Raw genomic sequence first — 20,317 nt, 5'->3', positions numbered from 1 at the left:
CAATTTTGCAGTGATTAGCCCCCCATCTGGCATACTCTTTTCCTCGTCGTCTTCTTACCCATTAGAGCCATTTACTGCGCTTTAACCCCCAGGCAACACCGAGCACCAAAACCACCAACATCATACAAAACGTCGCAAAACCAAAGGAATCAGTATTCCCCGGAATTCCCCCAAGGTTAACGCCAAATAATCCCGTCAAAAACGTAGTGGGTAAAAACACCATGGCTAAAAGTGACATGGTATAAGTTCTTCGGTTCATTGCGTCCGCCATTAATGAGCTAATCTCGTCGGACAAAACCGCTGTACGCGCAATGCTGGCGTCTAAATCCTCTAAACCGCGCCCCAGTCTCTCTGAGATTTCTTGCATACGACGCCGGTCATCATCATTCATCCACGGCAAGCGCTCACTGGCCAAGCGGGAAAAAACATCGCGTTGAGGTGCCATATAGCGGCGCAGTACAATCAATTGTTTACGTAGCAGTGCCATCTGCCCACGCTGGGGGATTTTTTGCTCCAGCAGGTCGTCTTCAAGATCGATAATCTTGTCATGCAAATCTTCAATAAACTCGCTGGTGTGGTCGGTCAGACCATCGACAATTTCCACCAGCCAATTGCCGCTGTCTGTTGGGCCTGTGCCACTTTGCAAATCATTCAGCACATCATCGATGGAGTACACCTTGCGATGTCGGGTTGAGATAATCAGTTTATCTGTCATATAAACCCGAATAGTGACTAGCTGATCAGGCCGGGCATCGTTGTTAAAGTTAATCCCGCGCAACGTTATCATCGTGCCATCACCCAAGCGAGTTACCTTGGGGCGAACACTTTCACCGGCAAGACCGTCACGAACAACTTCGGGAAGTAACGGCGTATTTTGCAGCCAGGCCGCACTTTCTGGATGTGTGTAATCCAGATGCAACCAACAAGGCTGCTCCGCAGTGGCAATGGCATCAGTGCTGATTGATGTCACCCCCCCTTTACCATCAAGCTGATAGGCATAAACGGCATCAGAAACCTGAAGTGCTTTTCCTTCGACTACATCCACGACAACATCCTCTATTTCGGCATTTATCATGCAATTAGCTCAGTGTAGCGCTAGCAACCTTATCTTTAAAGGTGGTGAACTCGGATAGCCTCAATCGCCAATAAAATTACAGGCAGCACCGTGAATGATTTTCTTGTAGTCACTCAATTTATTTGTCATGAGGTTTAGTATAAAAGCATTGATATTCAACGACTGGCTTAAGGATGCATAAGGATAAAGTCAGCGGGAGTAATGCGGACTTTGATGTACAATTTTGTGCAGTTACCACGTTGTATATTCAAGGAATATTGATTATGGAAATCAGCTTCATTACGTTAATGAAAGCATTAATTGGTGGCGCAGGGGCTGGGTTTGCACTGACCGGCGGTTTGTCATTTTTAGTGCCCACATTAACGGTCACTGCTTCCCTCGCATTGACATTTGCAGCCATTGGAGGCGCACTTATTGCGGGTGTCTATCTGAGACAAGTTTTGGTGAACTAAATTGGAACCACTTTCTTCCCACTGGTACTCACCACAAACGACAGATGAGTTGACTAAGTTTTACTGTATTATCTGTATTTCTTATATGTTGATACACATTATCTGGGATTGCATTTCAAAAAAGACACCGCCATTTTCATTAGAAAATTTGCAATATAAACTTAATGAGCTGTATTCATCATCAACTTTCGCGACCAGTTCATTCTTTTTTGTGATTATTATCGATATAAAAAATCCATTGAGGTCATCAGATGCGTTTATTTTCCCATTGATAGTCGCATCATTGAGTGGTTTCATGATTTCCATATCAGCCATTGTGCCAAAACGGCGAAATACAACATAACCTATTTTTTAATATGCGCAGTTCGATGTTAACAACTAAAATCCGCCGGTGATACCGGCGGTATTCTATTATCAATTCATCACAAAACGATATGACTAGTGCTTAATAATATACAGCATCTGGCTATATGCCACATCTTCAGGGTTAGTGATAGGGTAGCCTTTCACCCATGGTTTAATTAAACGCCCATTGGTAAATTGATATATTGGGGCAATTGGCACTTGCTCTGCAATAATCTGTTCAGCTTTATTATAATCATCACTTAATGCTTTAGGATTGGTTTGTTTCCCTGCTTCACTGAGTAAACGGTCATAATTCTCATTAGTAAATTTGGCAATATTACCGCTGTGAGTCGATGTCAGCAGTGAAAGGAAGGTAGAGGGTTCATTGTAATCCCCAACCCATGACGCACGGACAACATCAAAATTTCCGGTGTTGCGGCTATCAATATAGGTCTTCCACTCTTGATTAATCATTTTGACATCAACACCCAATGTCTTCTTCCACATTGACGCTATAGCAATAGCTAATTTCTGATTATTATCCGACGTATTGTATAGCAGTGATAATTTTAGCGGTTTATCAGGGCCATATCCTGCGGCATGCAACAACGCCTTGGCTTGCGCATTTAATTCATCCTGATCTTGTTGCTGTAATAAATTTGCGACCGGATGGTAACCAGCAGTGACATCAGGCGTAAAGTGATAAGCTGGCTTTTCCCCAGTACCTAACACTTTTTCAGCAATCACTTTACGATCGATTGCATAAGATAACGCTTTACGCACCCGTACATCATTGGTCGGTGCGCGCTGTGTATTAAATGCGTAATAGTAAGTCCCTAATTGGTCAGGTGTATACACTTGATCAGGGATATCTTTTAATAGCTTCTGATATAGATTCTTCGGGAAAGATTCTGTTATATCGATATCACCCGCCTGATAGCGCTTAGTCGCATTCGCTTCCTGATTAATTGGAATGAATGTCACTTTGGTTAGCACGGTTCGAGCATGATCCCAATAATGTTCATTAGGGACTAATACTAATTTTTCATTTACCACTCGGTCTTGTAATTTAAATGCACCGTTCCCAACCAGATTCCCTACTTTTGTCCAGTCACTGCCATATTTTTCAACTACCGAGGAAGGTACGGGAAATAAACTGAAATTTGCTGTCAGACTTGGGAAATAAGGAACGGGTTTACTGAGTTTTACTTTAAGTGTGTAATCATTAACAGCACTGACACCCAAAGTCTCCGGTGGCATTTTCCCTTCAATAATCTGCTGTGCATTCTCCATCCCTGCTAGCTCGGCAAACCAAGCAAAGGGAGATAAACTTTTAGGATCGACTAAACGACGCCAGCTATAAACAAAATCCTGTGCGGTCACTGGGTCGCCATTGGACCATTTCGCATCTTTACGCAACGTGAATATATAGGTTTGGTTATCGGCAGTTTGCCATTTAGTCGCAACCCCCGGGATTATCTGACCATGCGCATCTTGATTAACCAACCCTTCGAACAAATCTCGGGCAACCTGCGCCTCTATTAATCCTACGGCCTTCATCGGATCAAGAGAGGCTGGTTCATCTTTAATATGACGAACAATTTCTTGTTTTTCAGCCAGTACGGTGCCCGCAGGGACATCAGCAGCATTTGCCGCGCCCAGCGCTGTGCCAACCAATGCGGCACACAATGCATAACGGAAATAGCGCATAATTGATTAACCTTTTCGTTGTTGTTCCATTTCAGCGAAAGTAAAAAATCGAATAACCATAAACTAGCAGATTAAGTACCATCATGACGACGGTAAATATCGAATCGTTTCGAATGCATCCAGTACCTACCATGACAATCAAATCGCCATATACCCCTCATTTTTCTTAGAATCATTATCTTGTCTACTACAAAATAACTTATCTTATTGATTCAAAGTAATAATGTTAGATGCTATGTTAAATCTAATATGACTGTATTTGGAATAACAGAAAATACTATGAACCTATATCGCCCCCGCCCAGCACGGGGAAAACTGCTGACCCTAGGGCAACATTACGGCCAGTCTCTATTGGGTGCGCCACTGCTTTATTTCCCTGCCCCTCATCCGTCGATTGACACCGGGCTGATTATTGCAGGGACTCATGGTGATGAAAGTGCGGCAATTGTTGCGCTCTCTTGTGCGTTACGCAGCATCTCACCACAGCAGCAGCGCCACCATGTTATCTTGGCAGTTAACCCTGATGGTTGCCAACTGGGGTTGAGGGCAAATGCTAATGGCGTTGATCTTAACCGCAATTTCCCGACTCAAAATTGGCAAGGTGGGGAGACGGTATATCGCTGGAACAGTGCTGCGAATGCACGTGATGTGGTGCTATCAACAGGAGAGCACGCAGGATCCGAGCCTGAGACACAAGCGTTATGCACATTAATTACGCAGTTATCGCCCCGCTGGGTTGTTTCATTCCATGAGCCATTGGCTTGTATCGAAGACCCTGATAGCTCGGCATTGGGCGAACGGCTTGCACTAAACTTCGCATTACCGCTTGTCACCAGTGTGGGTTACGCCACACCGGGTTCATTTGGAAGTTGGTGTGCCGAGCGCGAACTGCCTTGTATTACTGCCGAGTTACCCGCGATTTCGGCAGATGAAGCCAGTGAATGTTACCTAAACGCATTGATTGATTTACTGACATTGGCAGATTAAACCGACAAATCGATAGCCCCCGTGGCGAAGTGCAGACCCTCGTCGACATCGCGTTCCAACCATGTTGGGCCATCGAGGTCAACAAAACGCGCCCCAGGCGCCAGTGGCAATGCCGCGCGGACAGCCCGTGACGTGCACAACATACAACCGAGCATAATGGCAAATCCCAGTGATTTTGCCTGCTCGGCCAATAATAGTGCCTCGGTTAATCCGCCACTTTTATCCAGTTTGATGTTAACCATGTCGTAGCGGCCCACCAGACCTGCTAAGTCAGCTCGCGTATGGCAGCTTTCATCGGCACAAATAGGCAGTGGATGAATAAAATTCTGCAAAGAATCATCCATCCCTGCCGGCAGAGGCTGCTCCAGCATTGCTACACCTAAGTCAGCCAGTAACTGACAACGCGCCGCCAAACCTTCTGGTTGCCAGGCTTCATTAGCATCGACAATTAATGTCACATCTGGCACGGCGCTGCGGATTGCCACCAAACGCTCGGCAATGAGATGATCATCGAGCTTTATTTTTAATAGGTTAGCTCCCAAACGTGCCAGCGCACTTGCGCTATAAGCCATCGTTTCCGGGGTGCCAATACTGACTGTCTGAGCCATGGATATATGAGAAACCGCAGGGATTTGAGTCCTCTGCCACAGAGTTTGCCGATTCTGTAAGCATTCCAACTGCCACAACGCACAATCCACTGCGTTTCTTGCCGCACCGGCGGGCAATAACTGCTGTAGGGCTTCGCGCGACACACCATATTCGATGGCACTCACCACCAAAGCCAACTGCGCCATCACAGAAGATTCACTTTCGCCATAATGAGGATATGGCGTACATTCACCAAATGCGCGGATTCCCCCTTCTTCAATTTCGACAACCACAACTTTGGCTTCAGTACGGCTTCCGCGGGAGATAACAAACGCAGAATGTAGAGGCCAAGCCTCAGGATAACAACGCATGGTTCTCATTAGGGGTCCTCGATAGAATTCAGGCGTTAACGTCAGGTGTCAGAACCCGACGTCAGTAAAATCTCAATTATTTGGCAAATTTCTCATATCCAAGCCGCCATTGTTACCTTAAACTGAACTTCGTGTTACACATCTGTAAAAGGGATCAAATAATGACACAGACAGTACATTTCCAAGGCAATCCAGTGACCGTTGCAGGTCAACTCCCGCAACCCGGTGATAAAGCTAAAGATTTTACATTAGTCGCGAAAGATTTATCTGATGTTGCACTGAGCAGCTTCATTGGTAAACGTAAGGTTCTGAACATCTTCCCAAGTATCGATACCGGCGTGTGTGCCGCATCCGTACGTAAATTCAATCAACTGGCTGGCGAACTTGAGAACACCGTCGTTCTTTGTATCTCCTCTGACCTGCCATTTGCTCAATCACGTTTTTGCGGTGCTGAAGGTCTGAGCAACGTTATTACACTGTCAACATTACGTGGTGCTGAATTCAAACAAGCATACGGCGTAGCCATCACTGAAGGCCCATTAGCCGGTTTGACCGCACGCGCTGTAGTGGTTCTGGATGGTCAAGATAATGTTATCTACAGTGAGTTGGTTAACGAAATCACGACCGAACCAAATTATGATGCTGCTCTGGCATCGTTGAAATAACCGCAAACTTCCGCTTTTAATGAAGACGCAAACGGCTGTCCCATCGGGTACAGCCGTTTTTTATCGCCGCCAACGTTAGCTTTTCTGACACGACGCTTCAGCCGCATCGCTTGCGTTAATCACTTATTCGTCTTCATTTTCATCATTGGCTACCCGCTTACTACTTAAGCCATATTCACGCAGCTTATTAGCAATAGCCGTGTGGGAGACACCCAGCCGCTTGGCCAGTTTACGAGTACTTGGATAATTACGATAAAGGCGCGTTAAAACAGAACGTTCAAACCGTTTACTGATGTCATCAAGTGAACCATCTAGCACTTCATCCCCTAGAGCAGCTTCAACCTCAAATTCCGGTAAAATGATGTCCTGTGGTCGCAGTTCAAACCCTTCTAGCTGAGTCAAAGCACGGTAGATAGCATTTTTAAGCTGCCGCACATTACCGGGCCAGCCATAACTGGTCAGGAAGTTGCTGAGTTCAGGAGCCAACTTCGGACGAGGTACACCTTGTTCGTCAGAGAAACGGGCAACGAACAGCGAGGTCAGTGGCATAATATCGGCCTGACGCTCTCGTAGCGGCGGCAAAGTGATCGTCAACACATTGAGGCGATAGTATAAATCCTCGCGAAATTCCCCGCGTTGAACCAACTCCACCAAATTCTTTTGAGTCGCACAGATAACCCGCACATCAACATGCACTTCATGCTCTTCCCCAACACGGCGGAAAGTACCATCATTAAGGAAACGTAACAGTTTTATCTGCATGCGAGGCGACATTTCGCCGATTTCATCCAAGAGAACCGAGCCACCATTGGCTTGTTCAAAGAAACCTTTTTTGCCCTCAATGGCATTCGGATAAGCCCCTGCGGCATAGCCAAATAATTCACTTTCAACGACATCATCAGGCATTGATGCACAGTTGAGACCGAGAAACGGCATTTTTCCTCGAGGGCTACGCAGATGACAAGCTCGTGCTAATAGATCCTTACCCGTGCCAGTTTCGCCCACTAATAACAAGGGGGCATCCAGCATTGCTAATTTCCGAGCTTGATCAAGAACATGGCGCATTTTCGCGCTGGTCGCAACAATCTGCTTAAATTCAGTATCATCATTAATCGATAAGATTTGCAGTTGTTTTCCCATGCGGGCGGTAGACTTCAGCATTACCACGGCCCCCACGGTTTGATTCTGTTGATTTTCATCTTCAAGCTGAATCGGCGTGATCTCCATCAGGTAATCCTGATTATTGATCAACACCCGTTCAGTATGAGGGGCAGTCTCTCCCCCATCAAACCACCTGGCGAAATTATACCCCCCAAGTAGGCTGCCTGCTGTTTTGTGGCGAACTTTCTCTTCATTGAGGGAAAAAAGTTCGCGAGCAGCTGGGTTAGCTAACTCAAGATTACCTTTCAAATCGATGGAAAATACTGGCTCAGGCATGGACTCAAGTAGCGCCCGCAATGAACGGTGTTCACGTTCTGATGGCATAAAGGAGACAGTTCGGACGTCAGTAACACCTTCAATACGCCGAATATCCATCATCAATGCACTAAATACGCTGAAGTCCAGTTGGGAGAAATTCAGGTAAATGCGACCAATCGGATCAATTTCGATCCCCCGTAAATCAATGCTGCGTAAAACCAAGAGATCGAGTAACTCTCTGGTGAGACCGAGTCGGTCTTCGCAAAAAACTTCCAAGCGCATCAGTATCGACCTTATCTATGGCAGGTGCGGAATATCTGTTAAAGATAATACCCTGTCCCCCCGCGCTGATGAAGCAGTCTGTCAGCAAAAGTTGACAGGAATCGGCTTTTTGCTGTTTTTTTTCCTCGATAAAGCACAGAAAGGCATGATCATCAACGCCAATCATTACTATATACAGCGAGTTATTAGTTTTAGTATTAATAATTCAGAATAATATAATGCCTAGTCGCGCCAATATCTTCGTCAATGACAAGTGACACTTTGCTTTATATCGGCCAAGTGGCTATAGTGGATGTAGCCAATTGACCGAGGAGGTTACATGAGAACATATCACCCTGCCCCAGCGACCAAAACAGGCGCGCTATGGCGTGAGATTGGCTTACCCGCCAGCCGTGGCACTGTATTGGTCGACAGTATCAAAATGGGATTCTCTGTTGATGTCATCGACAGCATCCATGTTTGGGCCTCCATACCTAAAGCAGAGATATTGCGCGCGACCGGTATTCCCAGCCGCAGTCTAACCCGTAGACGCACGCATGATGGCCGTTTTACACCAGAAGAGAGCGAGCGAATCGCCCGTTTCGTCCGTGTCATGGATGCCGCAGTCGATCTGTTTGGGGGAGATAAAGGCAAAGCCATCACTTGGATGTCTACCCCGATTAAGGGTCTTGGTCACCGCAGCCCGGACTCTCTGCTGGAAACCGAAACCGGCGCATTGGAAGTTTGTGATTTAATTGGGCGATTAGAGCATGGCGTATTTTCGTAGCTGAAAGCCAAAAGGAAATGAATCTTCAACCACCCATTACAGGGAAACGTAGTTTAAAGGGGTAAGCGTACGATGAAATACCGCCTGACAGGCCAATCTTTATGATGTTCTACCGCATTGTGATGCGTCACTATCTTGCATCAACCTGGACCGGCTATGGTGCAGAGATTTATGGGGGTCGTTGGAATCATAAAGGGCATGCCGCTATCTATTTGGCCAGCAGTGTATCTCTGGCCATGCTGGAAACCTTAGTGCATATCCAAGACAGCTCAACACTGAGTGAATTCGAATTATTTCAGATGGACGTTGATGACAGCAACATTATGCTGTTGCAACCACAAGATTGGCCGACAGATTGGCGCAGTGATCCCGCGCCAGCCGCTACGATGGATATCGGCACCGAGTGGCTGGAATCAGAAACATCACTTGGATTACTGGTTCCCTCCACACTGGTGCCATCAGAAAATAATTTGCTGATCAACCCCCGGCATAAAGATTTTCAAGCGTGTTTGAACAGCGTCAAGCCCCTCTCTTTTGCCTTTGATCCCCGCCTGAAATAATGCCTATGCCAAAGAATGGCTCCTCACGACTGATTGAGCTTATCTTTCTTTGGCAACGTATTCTTTAACTGGCTGATTAACTGCCGACGAAAATCACCTAATTTCGGTTTGTCATCACCCAACCACGGTAACGGGCGGCATAACTCCATCGTTTTAATACCTAACCGCGCCGTCAGTAAGCCAGCACCAATACCTTGTGCAGCACGAGCGGATAACCGCGCAGCCAAATCTTGTGATAGCCAATCCATGCCCACTTCCCGAACCAATTCTGAGGCCCCGGCAAAGGCAATGTTCAGCAGCACCAAACGGAACAAACGAATACGGCTAAAATATCCCAGCTCAATACCATACAAAGCAGCAATACGATTAATCAGGCGAATATTCCGCCAAGCGATAAAAGCCATATCTACCAGTGCCAATGGGCTGACCGCTATCATTAATGCGGATTCTGCCGCATAACGGCTTATTTCTGCCCTAGCTTGATTATCCAATGATGGTTGCACCAGCTTGGCATAGAGTTCAACAACTTCCCGATCATTATGGGTTTCATGTAGCGAGGCTTGCCAGCGCTGTAACGCCGGGTGCCCTTGATCCAGCCCCGCCTGACGCGCTAATTTTTCACAAAACGCGCGTCCCTGTCCAATGCCGTGGCTAACTAACAGTTCCCGTGCGATGTCTCGCTCTTCAGCCCGTTGCCGCAAGCGGTATAAACGCCGCCACTCCGTCACGACCGAACCTACCCCCGCCAGCACGATCAATCCACCAGCGGTCGTTGCACCTAATGCAATCCAATCTTGTTGCTGCCAGGCCTGATTAACCCATTGCACTGATTGCGCGAGCACACTGACACCAAAAAGTGCCACGCCTGCGGTCACCATTTTACGCCACAAGCTGCGTTTCGGTTTCAGCGCTGCGTTCACTAACCCCTCGACCCGACCTTCTTCATTTTCAGCATCCAGTTCTGGAGCTGCAGGATAGAAGTTCTCGGCCGCTTGTTGGCTGAAATCCTGTGCAGCTTTTAATACCGGTTCATCCAGCGGTTGCAGAGGTTGTTCAAAATCGATCCGTGGTTTTAAAGGCTCGCTCATCGCAATTTATCTCCCAATAAGAATTCCATCACCGCATCGAGGCGAATATGTGGCAATGGGCTGTCCACATTGACGGCCTGTGGACGGAATTCATCAAAATGGAATCCTTGCTGCTGCCAAAAAGCCGCTCCCGGCAAGCGAGCGGGTACATCACCGGGGAAGACCGTCAATGGCGCCCCATCACTCAAGCGATGCCCTCGCAATGCGGGTATTTTCTGCCCATGACTTTCAACAATGCCACTTTCCGTAGCTTGTACTGAGGCCAGCCCAACACAATCCATGCTAATACCTTCAAACGCCGCATTTTGCCACGCTTCCTGTACCAATTGCTGTAATAAGGAAACCAAATTGGCATGCTGATCCGCTGTCACGTGATCCGCTTTGGTGGCGGCAAACATCAGCTTATCAATACAGGGGGAGAATAAGCGGCGGAACAATGTGCGCTTTCCGTAATGGAAACTCTGCATCAATTGTGTCAACGCCAAACGCATATCGTTAAATGCTTGCGGCCCACTGTTTAGCGGTTGCAGACAATCTACCAACACTATTTGCCGATCAAAACGGACAAAATGCTCTTTATAGAAGCCTTTCACTACTGAGTTGCAATAATAGTTAAAGCGCGCGCGTAACATCCCTATATTCGAGTGTTTATCCGCCTGTGCCAGCCGTGACTCCCCCAAATCATTAACATCAGGCCACGGGAAAAACTGTAAAGCCGGCGCGCCTGCCATATCTCCGGGCAACACAAAACGCCCCGGCTGAATAAAATGCAGTCCTTCATTTTTGCAACGAATCAGATAATCGGTATAAGCCTGAGCAATGGCAGCTAGCTGATTCTCATCAGCTGGCGCTAATGGATCACACTGTTTGCACAGTGTCAGCCAAGGTTCGGCCCACTGAGCACGGTCCCCTTGTAGCAACCCCGCCATCTGGCGCGACCAACTTAAATAGTCCTGCTCCAACATAGGTAAATCTAACAACCATTCACCCGGGTAATCGACAATTTCTAGATACAGTGTCGATGTTTCCTTGAAATGGCGCAAAAGCGAATCACCGGAACGAAACCGCAAAGCTAAGCGAATTTCGCTAACCCCCCGCGTCGGTGTTGGCCAATTGGGTGGCGTCCCATAGAGCGAGGCTAAACCTTCATCGTAAGTAAAACGCTGAATACCCAGATCACGTTGCGGCACGCGCTTAACACCCAGTAACCGCTCTTCGCGCACAGCAGAAAACAGCGGCAAACGAGCACCACTGTGGACATGAAGCAATTGATTCACTAAAGATGTAATAAATGCGGTTTTCCCGCTACGGCTCAGGCCGGTTACCGCTAACCGCAGGTGGCGATCCATCCCGCGGTTAACCAATGAAGTAATCTCATTTTGCAGTCGTTTCATGCTTCTCCTTGGCAAATTGACCCGCGGCTGCCCCCATTGCCCGTTTTAGCATGGGTTCCAGCATCATCAACAGCAACCAGCGCAGGGGTTTGCGGCTGACATTTTTTACTATCAGACCTGCGGCACCGGCGGGGCCATAGGTTAATGCAACAGTAAAAATAATCTTAACTATTGTCGTTAATACTACACCTGCACGGGTGCGAGCAGAATGATTGTTCATATTGATACTCTCCGGCAGGCTAACTCATTGGATTACATTACAACTGACGAAAGCGACTCCGTACACCAAATGTCTCGGAGGTCACATAGCGTTCAACTTGGCGCAAACGCTGCTCTCCCGCCCCCAATTCATATTCAAGTTGATCCAGTAACTGCCTTGGTGTTGCTTCATGATGTTCGCTGAAACTGGCTGCGGGAGCCGGTTCCAGCATAAAAGTCAGTACGATATAGGCCACAATGGTAAACACGAACAGGCCAAAAAAGAGTGATAGCACCACCATCACACGGATCAATCGCACCGGAATATCAAAATAGTGTGCCAGACCTGCACAGACCCCTTTGATCATGCCCTCTTCAGGCACTCGGTACAGTTTTTTGCTACTCAACACATTATTTTTAAAAATATCGCCCATTATGACTGCCTCCAATCAGGGTGCTGCGCATCAAGAATTTCTTCCAATGTCTGGATACGTTCACGCATCCGGCGGGCATCATCCGTTAACTGTGATAAGCGCTGCATATCCTGATGGCTAAGTTGAGCACCACTTTGCTGGCGATTGCTGTAATGCAGCCATAACCAAATCGGTGCAACAAACAACACAAAAATCGTCAGCGGTATGGCAAGAAACAGGATACTCATTCATTCCCCTTAATCATCTTGATAGCGGGTTTCCGCATTTTTATCATTGCAGGCCGCCTTTTCCTGGCGGCCCGATAGCATTATAAAAACTTACTCAGCTGAATTCATTTTCGCTTTCAGCGCAGCCAGTTGCTTGCTAATTTCATCATCAGCTTTCAGTTCGGCAAATTGACTGTCTAACGACTTTTGTTTACCAACACCCACAGTTTCAGCTTCTGCTTCCATGTGGTCAATGCGGCGTTCAAACTGCTCAAAACGTGCCATGGCCTCATCTAACTTGCCACTATCAAGCTGACGGCGGACATCACGGGATGATGCAGCGGCCTGATGACGCAAGGTCAATGCTTGCTGTCTCGCGCGCGTTTCAGTCAGTTTACTTTCTAACTCCGTGATTTCCTGCTTCATGCGCTCTAGGGTCTCTTCTACAGCAGCCATTTCACCCGTCAGCACTTTAATCAGGTCCGCGACCTTCTGTTTTTCAATCAGTGCCGCACGAGCTAAGTCTTCTTTATCTTTGCGCAGAGCCAGCTCGGCTTTATCCTGCCATTCTTGCTGCAAGCTTTCGCTGTTTTCAATGCGGCGTAGCAGCTGCTTTTTCTCTGCCAACGCACGGGCTGATGTTGAGCGGATCTCAACCAGCGTATCTTCCATTTCCTGAATCATCAGCCGCACCAATTTCTGCGGATCTTCAGCTTTATCCAGTAATGTATTGATGTTGGCGTTCACGATATCGGCGAAACGAGAAAAAATACCCATAATTTACATCCTCTTTTAACTTATTGGCTCTTTGATATACCGGCGTCTGGTTATATCCATTCCGATAGCTTTGTGGAATAACACATCACATTCTTGGGATAACTATAATCAAGAGTCGTGCCAACTTTTCATAAAACTTAATGCACTGAAAAATAACAAAAAAATATTTTTGCTTGTTTTGAGATAAAATGTAGAGTGATTACTTTAACCAACTATTGGCGAATCTCATCATGAATGAGCAAGTAGAAAACCTGTTAGGTGAAGCAAACTCGTTTGTTGAAGTGCTGGAGCAAGTTTCTGGGCTGGCAAAACTGAATAAGCCCGTATTGGTGATTGGTGAGCGGGGAACCGGTAAAGAGCTGATTGCTCACCGTTTGCACTACTTATCTGACCGTTGGCAGGGGCCGTTCATTTCACTTAACTGCGCCGCACTGAATGAAAATTTACTCGATTCTGAACTGTTTGGTCATGAAGCGGGTGCTTTCACCGGGGCACAAAAGCGCCATCTGGGCCGTTTTGAACGAGCCGACGGCGGCACGCTGTTTTTAGATGAATTGGCCACTGCGCCCATGTTAGTGCAGGAAAAGTTACTGCGCGTCATTGAGTATGGTCATTTAGAACGTGTCGGTGGCAGTCAACCACTGCAAGTCGATGTTCGACTTGTGTGTGCGACCAATGACAATTTACCCGCTTTAGCTGCTGCCGGAAAATTCCGCGCCGATTTACTTGACCGCCTCGCCTTTGATGTGGTGCAGTTGCCCCCTTTACGTGAGCGACAGCAAGACATCATGTTGCTGGCGGAACACTTTGCCATTCAGATGTGCCGGGAGCTAGGTTTGCCACTTTTCCCCGGTTTTACACCACTGGCGAAATCGCAGCTATTGGAATACCCATGGCCCGGCAATGTACGTGAACTTAAAAATGTGGTCGAACGTTCAGTCTATCGCCATGGGGACAGCAATCAGCCGCTGGATAATATTATTATTAATCCTTTTGCCCCCCGGCTGACTACGAAAACCGCGATGGCCGAAAACCACAATGTCGATATGGCAGCGGCACCATTATCAACCCTGCCCGCACTCCCTCTCAACCTTAAACAATGGTTACATCACAGTGAACAACAGATGCTAAAGCATGCCCTTGAACAGGCACGATTTAATCAACGTAAGGCGGCGGATTTGCTGGGGCTAACCTACCATCAATTACGCGGCATGCTAAAAAAGCATGCCATGCTGACGGGGGATAGAGAGCAACCTTAATGGATTATATGAAGGGACATAGTTGCAGGCAAAAAAAAAGCCAGCACCCGAGCTGGCTTAAAAAAACACTGGAAGCAATGTGAGCAATGTCGTGCTTTTCTGTCAAAAGCCTGAAACAACTGGCTTTGTCCTGAAGAGCAAAGTGATGATAATGGTTATCAATAGCAGTTGCAAACACTTTGTTGAGAATTTTTCTCATTTCCATACTAACTCTGTTGGAATTATGTGCATTTCTGGCCGAGATCCCCTCATGCGGCTAATTGCGCCATCATTTCTTAGTGAATAAACAATAATTTACTGGTTACTCCAGTGAGTTGCTGCAATAACCAGCAAAGTGCGCTGATGTTCTGCGCAATAAAGAGTTGTTTTGCTCAATGGATTGGGGGGCGTGCCAGATTACGGTACACTAAGAGTATTGCTTACTTACTGCGAAAGCGTTTATGCGTGCTTTACTGATTTGGATGCTGTCGCTGGCTTGTCTTGCGACTCCGGCGCTGGCACAACCTGCCCCAGCCGCCGAACCTACCCAACCACTGCCGGATATCCGTCAGCGCGGTTTTGTCTATTGTGTCAGCGGGATACTTAATACCTTTAACCCGCAGATGGCGAGCAGCGGATTAACCATCGACACACTGGCCGCCCAACTTTATGACCGTTTGTTGGATGTCGACCCTTATACTTATCGGCTCATCCCTGAATTAGCGGAAAGTTGGCAAGTGCTGGATAACGGTGCCACTTACCGTTTTCATTTACGTAAAGATGTCCCATTCCAGACCACTGACTGGTTCAAACCCACCCGGATGATGAATGCCGATGATGTGGTATTCAGTTTCCAGCGGGTATTTGACTCACATCACCCTTACCATGATGTCAACGGCGGGGAGTATCCCTATTTTGATAGTTTACAATTTGCTGATGCGGTCCAGAGCGTCAAAAAACTGGATGACTATACCGTTGAATTTAAACTAAAAGCTCCTGACGCTTCCTTCCTTTGGCATCTGGCGACACATTATGCACCGGTACTTTCTGCCGAGTATGCTGACGTTTTAACTCAAAAGGGTCGCCAAGAACAAATTGACCGTGAACCTGTTGGCACCGGCCCGTTCTTGTTGAACGAATACCGTTCTGGGCAATATATCCGCCTGTTTAGAAATAGCGATTATTGGAAAGGCTTGCCACGCATGCCTCAGGTGGTGATTGATCTGGGGGCTGGCGGTACTGGCCGTCTATCTAAATTACTGACCGGCGAGTGCGATGTATTGGCTTATCCGGCAGCCAGCCAGTTATCTATTTTACGTGATGATCCACGCTTACGGCTGACACTGCGCCCAGGCATGAACGTGGCCTATCTGGCGTTCAATACCCGCAAACCTCCGCTAAATAATCCGCGAGTACGGCAGGCTATTGCTTTATCTATTAATAATCAGCGATTGATGCAATCAATTTATTATGGCACGGCGGAGACCGCAGCCTCTATTTTGCCAAGAGCATCATGGGCTTACGACAACCAAGCTCAAGTCACTGAATATAATCCGGAAAAAGCCAAAGAGATACTCAAAGAGTTGGGGATTACTAAGCTACAACTCAACTTATGGGTGCCTACAGCATCGCAATCCTATAACCCCAGCCCGTTAAAAACGGCGGAGTTAATACAAGCGGATTTAGCGCAAGTTGGGATTACCGTAAATATTGTGCCCGTCGAAGGACGCTTCCAGGAAGCACGTCTGATGGAAATGAATCACGATCTGACGCTCTCTGGCTGGTCAACCGACAGTAACGATCCCGACAGTTTCTTCCGACCATTATTAAGCTGTGCAGCAATTCGTTCGCAAACAAACTATGCTCACTGGTGTGATCCAGAATTTGATGAGTTGCTGCAAAAAGCATTACGTTCCCAGCAATTATCGGCACGTATTGAATATTATCAGCAAGCTCAACGCATTCTGGAGCAGCAATTACCTCTGCTACCACTGGCATCATCCTTACGGCTACAGGCTTACCGCTATGATATTAAAGGTTTGGTATTAAGCCCGTTTGGCAATTCTTCTTTTGCTGGCGTGTTCCGCGAGAGCGATGAGGGCAAAAAGCCATGATCATCTTCACCTTACGGCGCTTATTACTGCTGGTGATAACCTTGTTTATGCTATCACTGGTCAGTTTTAGCCTGAGCTACTTTACCCCTCACGCACCGCTAAATGGTGCTGCACTGTTGGATGCCTACCGTTTTTATTTCAGTAGCCTATTTCAGTGGGACTTTGGCGTTTCCAGCATTAATGGCCAACCGATCAGCGAGCAATTGCGCGAAGCTTTTCCTGCCACCATGGAACTGTGTGTTTTAGCCTTTACGCTGGCGCTATTTGTTGGTATCCCATTAGGGATTATTGCTGGTGTGATGCGCGGTAAATTTGCCGATATCGCGATCAGCTCCATTGCATTGCTCGGCTTCTCAATCCCGGTATTTTGGCTAGCTCTGTTGCTGATGTTGTTCTTTTCGTTGCATTTAGGCTGGTTGCCCGTCTCGGGCCGTTTTGATCTGTTATATCAGGTGAAACCTGTCACTGGGCTGGCGTTGGTTGACGCATGGTTATCACCCTCACCTTATCGTAAAGAGATGATGATAAGCGCACTTCAGCATATGATTTTGCCTATCACTGCGCTGGCCGTCGCCCCCACAACTGAAGTTATCCGCTTGATGCGCACCAGCACCGATGATGTTATCGGGCAAAACTATATTAAAGCCGCGGCCACCCGTGGCTTATCACGGTTTACTATTATTCGTCGCCATGTGCTGCATAATGCGCTGCCACCTATTATTCCTAAATTAGGGCTACAGTTTTCAACCATGCTGACGCTGGCGATGATAACCGAAGTGGTCTTTAACTGGCCGGGGTTGGGCCGCTGGCTGATTAATGCCATTCGTCAGCAAGATTACGCCGCAATCTCAGCGGGTGTGATGGTGGTCGGTTCGTTGGTCATCGTCATTAACGTACTGTCAGATATTCTGGGCGCAATGATGACGCCGTTAAAGCATAAGGAATGGTATGCCCTTCGATAATGTCTACCGCGAGAAGAAAATGCCCAGCCCGTTGCTCTATACTTGGCGGCTTTTCTATTCTGATGGCCTGGCGATGGTGGGTTTTTACGGCGTCCTCGGCTTACTATTGCTGTGTGTACTGGGTAGCACATTAGCGCCTTATGCTCTCGACCAACAATTTTTGGGTTATCAATTGCTCCCGCCCTCTTGGTCGCGTTATGGCAATGTCTCTTTCTTCCTCGGCACTGATGATTTAGGTCGAGATATTTTAAGCCGTTTATTGGCAGGAACGGCATCAACGTATGGCTCCGCGCTGTTGGTCACTCTTGCAGCCGCACTGTGTGGTGTAGTGCTCGGTGTTTTTGCCGGTATCACTCATGGTTTTCGTTCAGCCATTCTTAATCACGTACTCGATACATTGCTCTCCATTCCCTCATTGTTGCTCGCCATCATCGTCGTGGCCTTTGTCGGGCCAAGTTTAGAGCATGCTATGTTTGCCGTGTGGCTGGCGCTGCTGCCCCGAATGGTTCGAACTATTTATAGCGCAGTGCATGATGAGTTAGATAAAGAGTATGTGATTGCTGCTCGTTTGGACGGTGCTTCCACACCTCATATTTTGGCCTATGCCATTTTCCCTAATATCGCCGCCGTACTCGTGACAGAATTTACCCGTGCATTATCAATGGCCATTTTGGATATCGCTGCTTTAGGCTTTCTTGATCTTGGGGCGCAATTACCCTCTCCCGAATGGGGAGCAATGTTGGGTGATTCACTGGATTTAGTCTATGTTGCGCCGTGGACAGTCATGCTCCCCGGTGGGGCTATTTTGGTCAGTGTGCTACTGGTAAATCTATTGGGTGATGGGATGCGCCGAGCAATCAATGCGGGGGTGGAATAATGCCATTACTTGATATTCGTAACCTCACCATCGAATTTATGACCTCCGAGGGAATGGTAAAAGCGGTTGACCGTATTAGCATTACGCTGACGGAGGGGGAAGTTCGTGGTTTAGTGGGTGAATCCGGATCGGGTAAAAGTTTGATTGCCAAGGCCATTTGTGGGGTCAGCAAAGATAACTGGCGCATCACAGCTGACCGTTTTCGCTTTGATGACATTGATCTGCTGCAATTAACGCCACGCGAGCGGCGTAAAGTGATCGGCCATAATATCTCAATGATATTTCAGGAGCCGCAATCTTGTCTGGACCCTTCTGAGAGTATTGGTCGGCAACTGTTGCAAGCTATTCCCGGCTGGACTTACAAAGGCCGCTGGTGGCAACGATTTCATTGGCGTCAACGTCGAGCTATTGAGTTGTTACACCGTGTGGGTATCAAAGACCACAAAGATATTATGCGCAGCTACCCTTATGAACTGACTGAAGGGGAATGCCAGAAAGTGATGATAGCGATCGCCTTGGCAAACCAGCCACGACTACTGATCGCTGATGAACCGACCAATGCAATGGAACCGACCACTCAGGCGCAAATTTTCCGCCTGCTGGCCCGACTGAACCAAAACAACAACACCACTATTTTGCTGATCAGCCATGATTTGCAGATGATGAGTAAATGGGCGACACGGGTCAATGTGCTGTATTGTGGCCAAACTGTAGAAAGTGCCGTTTGCGAGGAGCTGCTGGCCTCCCCACACCACCCCTATACTCAAGCGCTGATCCGCGCGATGCCCGATTTTGGCCGTTCTTTACCCCATAAAAGCCGGCTGAATACTTTACCGGGGGCGATTCCATCACTGGAACATTTGCCGGTCGGCTGCCGTCTGGGGCCTCGCTGCCCTTATGCACAGAAAACCTGTATTGAAACACCACGCTTACGATCGGTTAAAAATCATGCCTTTGCCTGCCACTTCCCCTTAAACTTGGAGGAGCAATAATGGCTGAGACCCTGCTCGAAGTCCGTAACCTGAGCAAAACCTTCCGCTATCGTACGGGGTTATTCCGTCGTCAACATGTTGAAGCCGTTAAATCGGTCAGCTTTACTCTGCGTGAGGGGCAAACACTGGCCGTGATTGGCGAAAACGGTTCAGGTAAATCCACTTTAGCCAAAATGCTGTCTGGCATGATTGAACCCACTCAAGGCGAATTATTAATTGATGACCACCGTCTGGTCTACGGCGACTACGCTTATCGTAGCCAGCGCATTCGCATGATTTTCCAAGATCCCAGCACCTCACTGAATCCGCGCCAACGTATCGGCCAATTGCTGGATGCCCCACTAAAGCTGAATACCGATTTAGATGCCGCAGCACGCGAGCAACGCATCTACCAGACATTACGGCAAGTGGGGTTGTTACCCGATCACGCAAATTACTACCCACATATGTTAGCCTCCGGGCAGAAACAGCGTATTGCACTGGCGCGAGCATTAATACTGCAACCTAAAGTCATCGTTGCTGATGAAGCGCTAGCATCACTGGATATGTCCATGCGCTCACAGATTATTAATCTGATGTTAGAGCTACAGGAAAAGCACGGCATCTCTTACATTTATGTGACTCAGCATCTGGGGATGATGAAACATATCAGTGACCAGGTGATTGTGATGCATGAAGGAGAAGTGGTGGAGCGTGGCAGTACCGCAGAAGTGTTGGCCGCCCCACTGCACGACCTCACCAAGCGATTGATTTCCAGCCATTTTGGCGAAGCATTAACCGCAGATGCTTGGCGCCGGGACACGGGTAACTTTTAATG

Annotated in this window: 21 protein-coding genes; 11 read left to right on the top strand and 10 right to left on the bottom strand. The window is 47.6% G+C overall.

Going from position 1 to position 20,317, the window contains the following annotated elements; translation table 11 throughout:
• Positions 1–61: 61 nt before the first annotated feature.
• Complete coding sequence (zntB, locus tag HUZ92_RS07670; RefSeq protein ID WP_050097759.1) at positions 62–1,045, bottom strand: zinc transporter ZntB; 984 nt, start codon at positions 1,043–1,045, stop codon at positions 62–64.
• 293 nt (positions 1,046–1,338) lie between these two features.
• On the opposite strand from zntB, the gene HUZ92_RS07665 reads away from it, so the two are divergent.
• Complete coding sequence (locus tag HUZ92_RS07665; protein ID WP_050097758.1) at positions 1,339–1,527, top strand: hypothetical protein; 189 nt, start codon at positions 1,339–1,341, stop codon at positions 1,525–1,527.
• A gap of 438 nt (positions 1,528–1,965) precedes the next feature.
• Here HUZ92_RS07665 and HUZ92_RS07660 read toward each other — a convergent pair whose 3' ends face one another.
• Positions 1,966–3,582 (bottom strand): peptide ABC transporter substrate-binding protein, encoded by a 1,617-nt coding sequence (locus HUZ92_RS07660; protein ID WP_050097625.1) that lies wholly within the window; start codon positions 3,580–3,582, stop codon positions 1,966–1,968.
• Positions 3,583–3,861: 279 nt separating this feature from the next.
• Here HUZ92_RS07660 and mpaA point away from each other — a divergent pair, with 279 nt between their 5' ends.
• Entirely contained in the window at positions 3,862–4,569 is a 708-nt protein-coding gene (gene mpaA / locus HUZ92_RS07655) for a murein tripeptide amidase MpaA (protein WP_050097624.1), read from the top strand.
• On the opposite strand, the gene ycjG is transcribed toward mpaA, so the two are convergent.
• Entirely contained in the window at positions 4,566–5,537 is a 972-nt protein-coding gene (gene ycjG, locus HUZ92_RS07650; RefSeq protein WP_050097623.1) for an L-Ala-D/L-Glu epimerase, read from the bottom strand. The genes mpaA and ycjG overlap by 4 nt on opposite strands.
• Before the next feature lie 152 nt (positions 5,538–5,689).
• On the opposite strand from ycjG, the gene tpx reads away from it, so the two are divergent.
• The gene (gene tpx, locus HUZ92_RS07645; protein ID WP_050097622.1) at positions 5,690–6,193 is read left to right on the top strand and encodes a thiol peroxidase; all 504 of its coding nucleotides are present in this window, start codon (positions 5,690–5,692) and stop codon (positions 6,191–6,193) included.
• A 123-nt stretch (positions 6,194–6,316) separates the two neighbouring features.
• Here the strand turns inward: tpx and tyrR are convergent, their stop codons facing one another.
• Positions 6,317–7,894 carry a transcriptional regulator TyrR gene (tyrR, locus tag HUZ92_RS07640; RefSeq protein ID WP_050139565.1) on the bottom strand — a complete coding sequence of 526 codons (1,578 nt, stop codon included), beginning with the start codon at positions 7,892–7,894 and terminating at the stop codon, positions 6,317–6,319.
• 319 nt (positions 7,895–8,213) lie between these two features.
• Between tyrR and xre the strand changes: the two genes are divergently transcribed.
• Positions 8,214–8,660 carry a type II toxin-antitoxin system antitoxin Xre gene (gene xre, locus HUZ92_RS07635; protein WP_050097620.1) on the top strand — a complete coding sequence of 149 codons (447 nt, stop codon included), beginning with the start codon at positions 8,214–8,216 and terminating at the stop codon, positions 8,658–8,660.
• Between the two features lie 101 nt (positions 8,661–8,761).
• The gene (locus HUZ92_RS07630; protein ID WP_050139567.1) at positions 8,762–9,220 is read left to right on the top strand and encodes an RES family NAD+ phosphorylase; all 459 of its coding nucleotides are present in this window, start codon (positions 8,762–8,764) and stop codon (positions 9,218–9,220) included.
• Between the two features lie 23 nt (positions 9,221–9,243).
• Here the strand turns inward: HUZ92_RS07630 and HUZ92_RS07625 are convergent, their stop codons facing one another.
• The 6 genes from HUZ92_RS07625 to pspA all read right to left on the bottom strand — a co-directional run bounded on the left by HUZ92_RS07625 (position 9,244) and on the right by pspA (position 13,317).
• Entirely contained in the window at positions 9,244–10,308 is a 1,065-nt protein-coding gene (locus tag HUZ92_RS07625; RefSeq protein WP_145579944.1) for a YcjF family protein, read from the bottom strand.
• Complete coding sequence (locus tag HUZ92_RS07620; RefSeq protein ID WP_050097617.1) at positions 10,305–11,702, bottom strand: YcjX family GTP-binding protein; 1,398 nt, start codon at positions 11,700–11,702, stop codon at positions 10,305–10,307. The genes HUZ92_RS07625 and HUZ92_RS07620 overlap by 4 nt, the downstream gene beginning before the upstream one ends.
• Positions 11,683–11,922: a phage shock protein PspD gene (pspD, locus tag HUZ92_RS07615; protein ID WP_050097616.1), complete on the bottom strand. Its 240-nt coding sequence runs from the start codon at positions 11,920–11,922 to the stop codon at positions 11,683–11,685. The genes HUZ92_RS07620 and pspD overlap by 20 nt, the downstream gene beginning before the upstream one ends.
• A gap of 37 nt (positions 11,923–11,959) precedes the next feature.
• The gene (pspC, locus tag HUZ92_RS07610) at positions 11,960–12,334 is read right to left on the bottom strand and encodes an envelope stress response membrane protein PspC (RefSeq protein ID WP_050097615.1); all 375 of its coding nucleotides are present in this window, start codon (positions 12,332–12,334) and stop codon (positions 11,960–11,962) included.
• A complete protein-coding gene (pspB, locus tag HUZ92_RS07605; protein ID WP_032910193.1) occupies positions 12,334–12,561 on the bottom strand; it encodes an envelope stress response membrane protein PspB in 228 nt (75 codons plus the stop codon). Before pspB ends, pspC begins: the two co-directional genes overlap by 1 nt.
• A 90-nt stretch (positions 12,562–12,651) precedes the next feature.
• A complete protein-coding gene (pspA, locus tag HUZ92_RS07600; RefSeq protein WP_050097614.1) occupies positions 12,652–13,317 on the bottom strand; it encodes a phage shock protein PspA in 666 nt (221 codons plus the stop codon).
• Between the two features lie 230 nt (positions 13,318–13,547).
• Here pspA and pspF point away from each other — a divergent pair, with 230 nt between their 5' ends.
• The 6 genes from pspF to sapF all read left to right on the top strand — a co-directional run bounded on the left by pspF (position 13,548) and on the right by sapF (position 20,315).
• Positions 13,548–14,576, top strand: a complete 1,029-nt coding sequence (gene pspF / locus HUZ92_RS07595) for a phage shock protein operon transcriptional activator (RefSeq protein ID WP_050097613.1) — start codon at positions 13,548–13,550, stop codon at positions 14,574–14,576.
• A gap of 440 nt (positions 14,577–15,016) precedes the next feature.
• The gene (gene sapA, locus HUZ92_RS07590) at positions 15,017–16,669 is read left to right on the top strand and encodes an ABC transporter substrate-binding protein SapA (RefSeq protein WP_050097612.1); all 1,653 of its coding nucleotides are present in this window, start codon (positions 15,017–15,019) and stop codon (positions 16,667–16,669) included.
• A complete protein-coding gene (sapB, locus tag HUZ92_RS07585; protein WP_050139570.1) occupies positions 16,666–17,631 on the top strand; it encodes a putrescine export ABC transporter permease SapB in 966 nt (321 codons plus the stop codon). Before sapA ends, sapB begins: the two co-directional genes overlap by 4 nt.
• The gene (gene sapC, locus HUZ92_RS07580; protein WP_050097610.1) at positions 17,618–18,508 is read left to right on the top strand and encodes a putrescine export ABC transporter permease SapC; all 891 of its coding nucleotides are present in this window, start codon (positions 17,618–17,620) and stop codon (positions 18,506–18,508) included. The genes sapB and sapC overlap by 14 nt, the downstream gene beginning before the upstream one ends.
• Positions 18,508–19,500, top strand: coding sequence for a putrescine export ABC transporter ATP-binding protein SapD (sapD, locus tag HUZ92_RS07575; protein WP_050097609.1), 993 nt, complete (start codon positions 18,508–18,510; stop codon positions 19,498–19,500). Before sapC ends, sapD begins: the two co-directional genes overlap by 1 nt.
• Positions 19,500–20,315 (top strand): putrescine export ABC transporter ATP-binding protein SapF, encoded by an 816-nt coding sequence (gene sapF, locus HUZ92_RS07570; RefSeq protein WP_050097608.1) that lies wholly within the window; start codon positions 19,500–19,502, stop codon positions 20,313–20,315. The genes sapD and sapF overlap by 1 nt, the downstream gene beginning before the upstream one ends.
• Positions 20,316–20,317 lie beyond the last annotated feature (2 nt).

This window comes from Yersinia vastinensis, from assembly GCF_902726565.1.
Taxonomy (GTDB): Bacteria; Pseudomonadota; Gammaproteobacteria; order Enterobacterales; family Enterobacteriaceae; genus Yersinia; species Yersinia vastinensis.
Note: the sequence above shows the minus strand (reverse complement) of the source record. Positions and strands in the feature narration are given on the sequence as shown.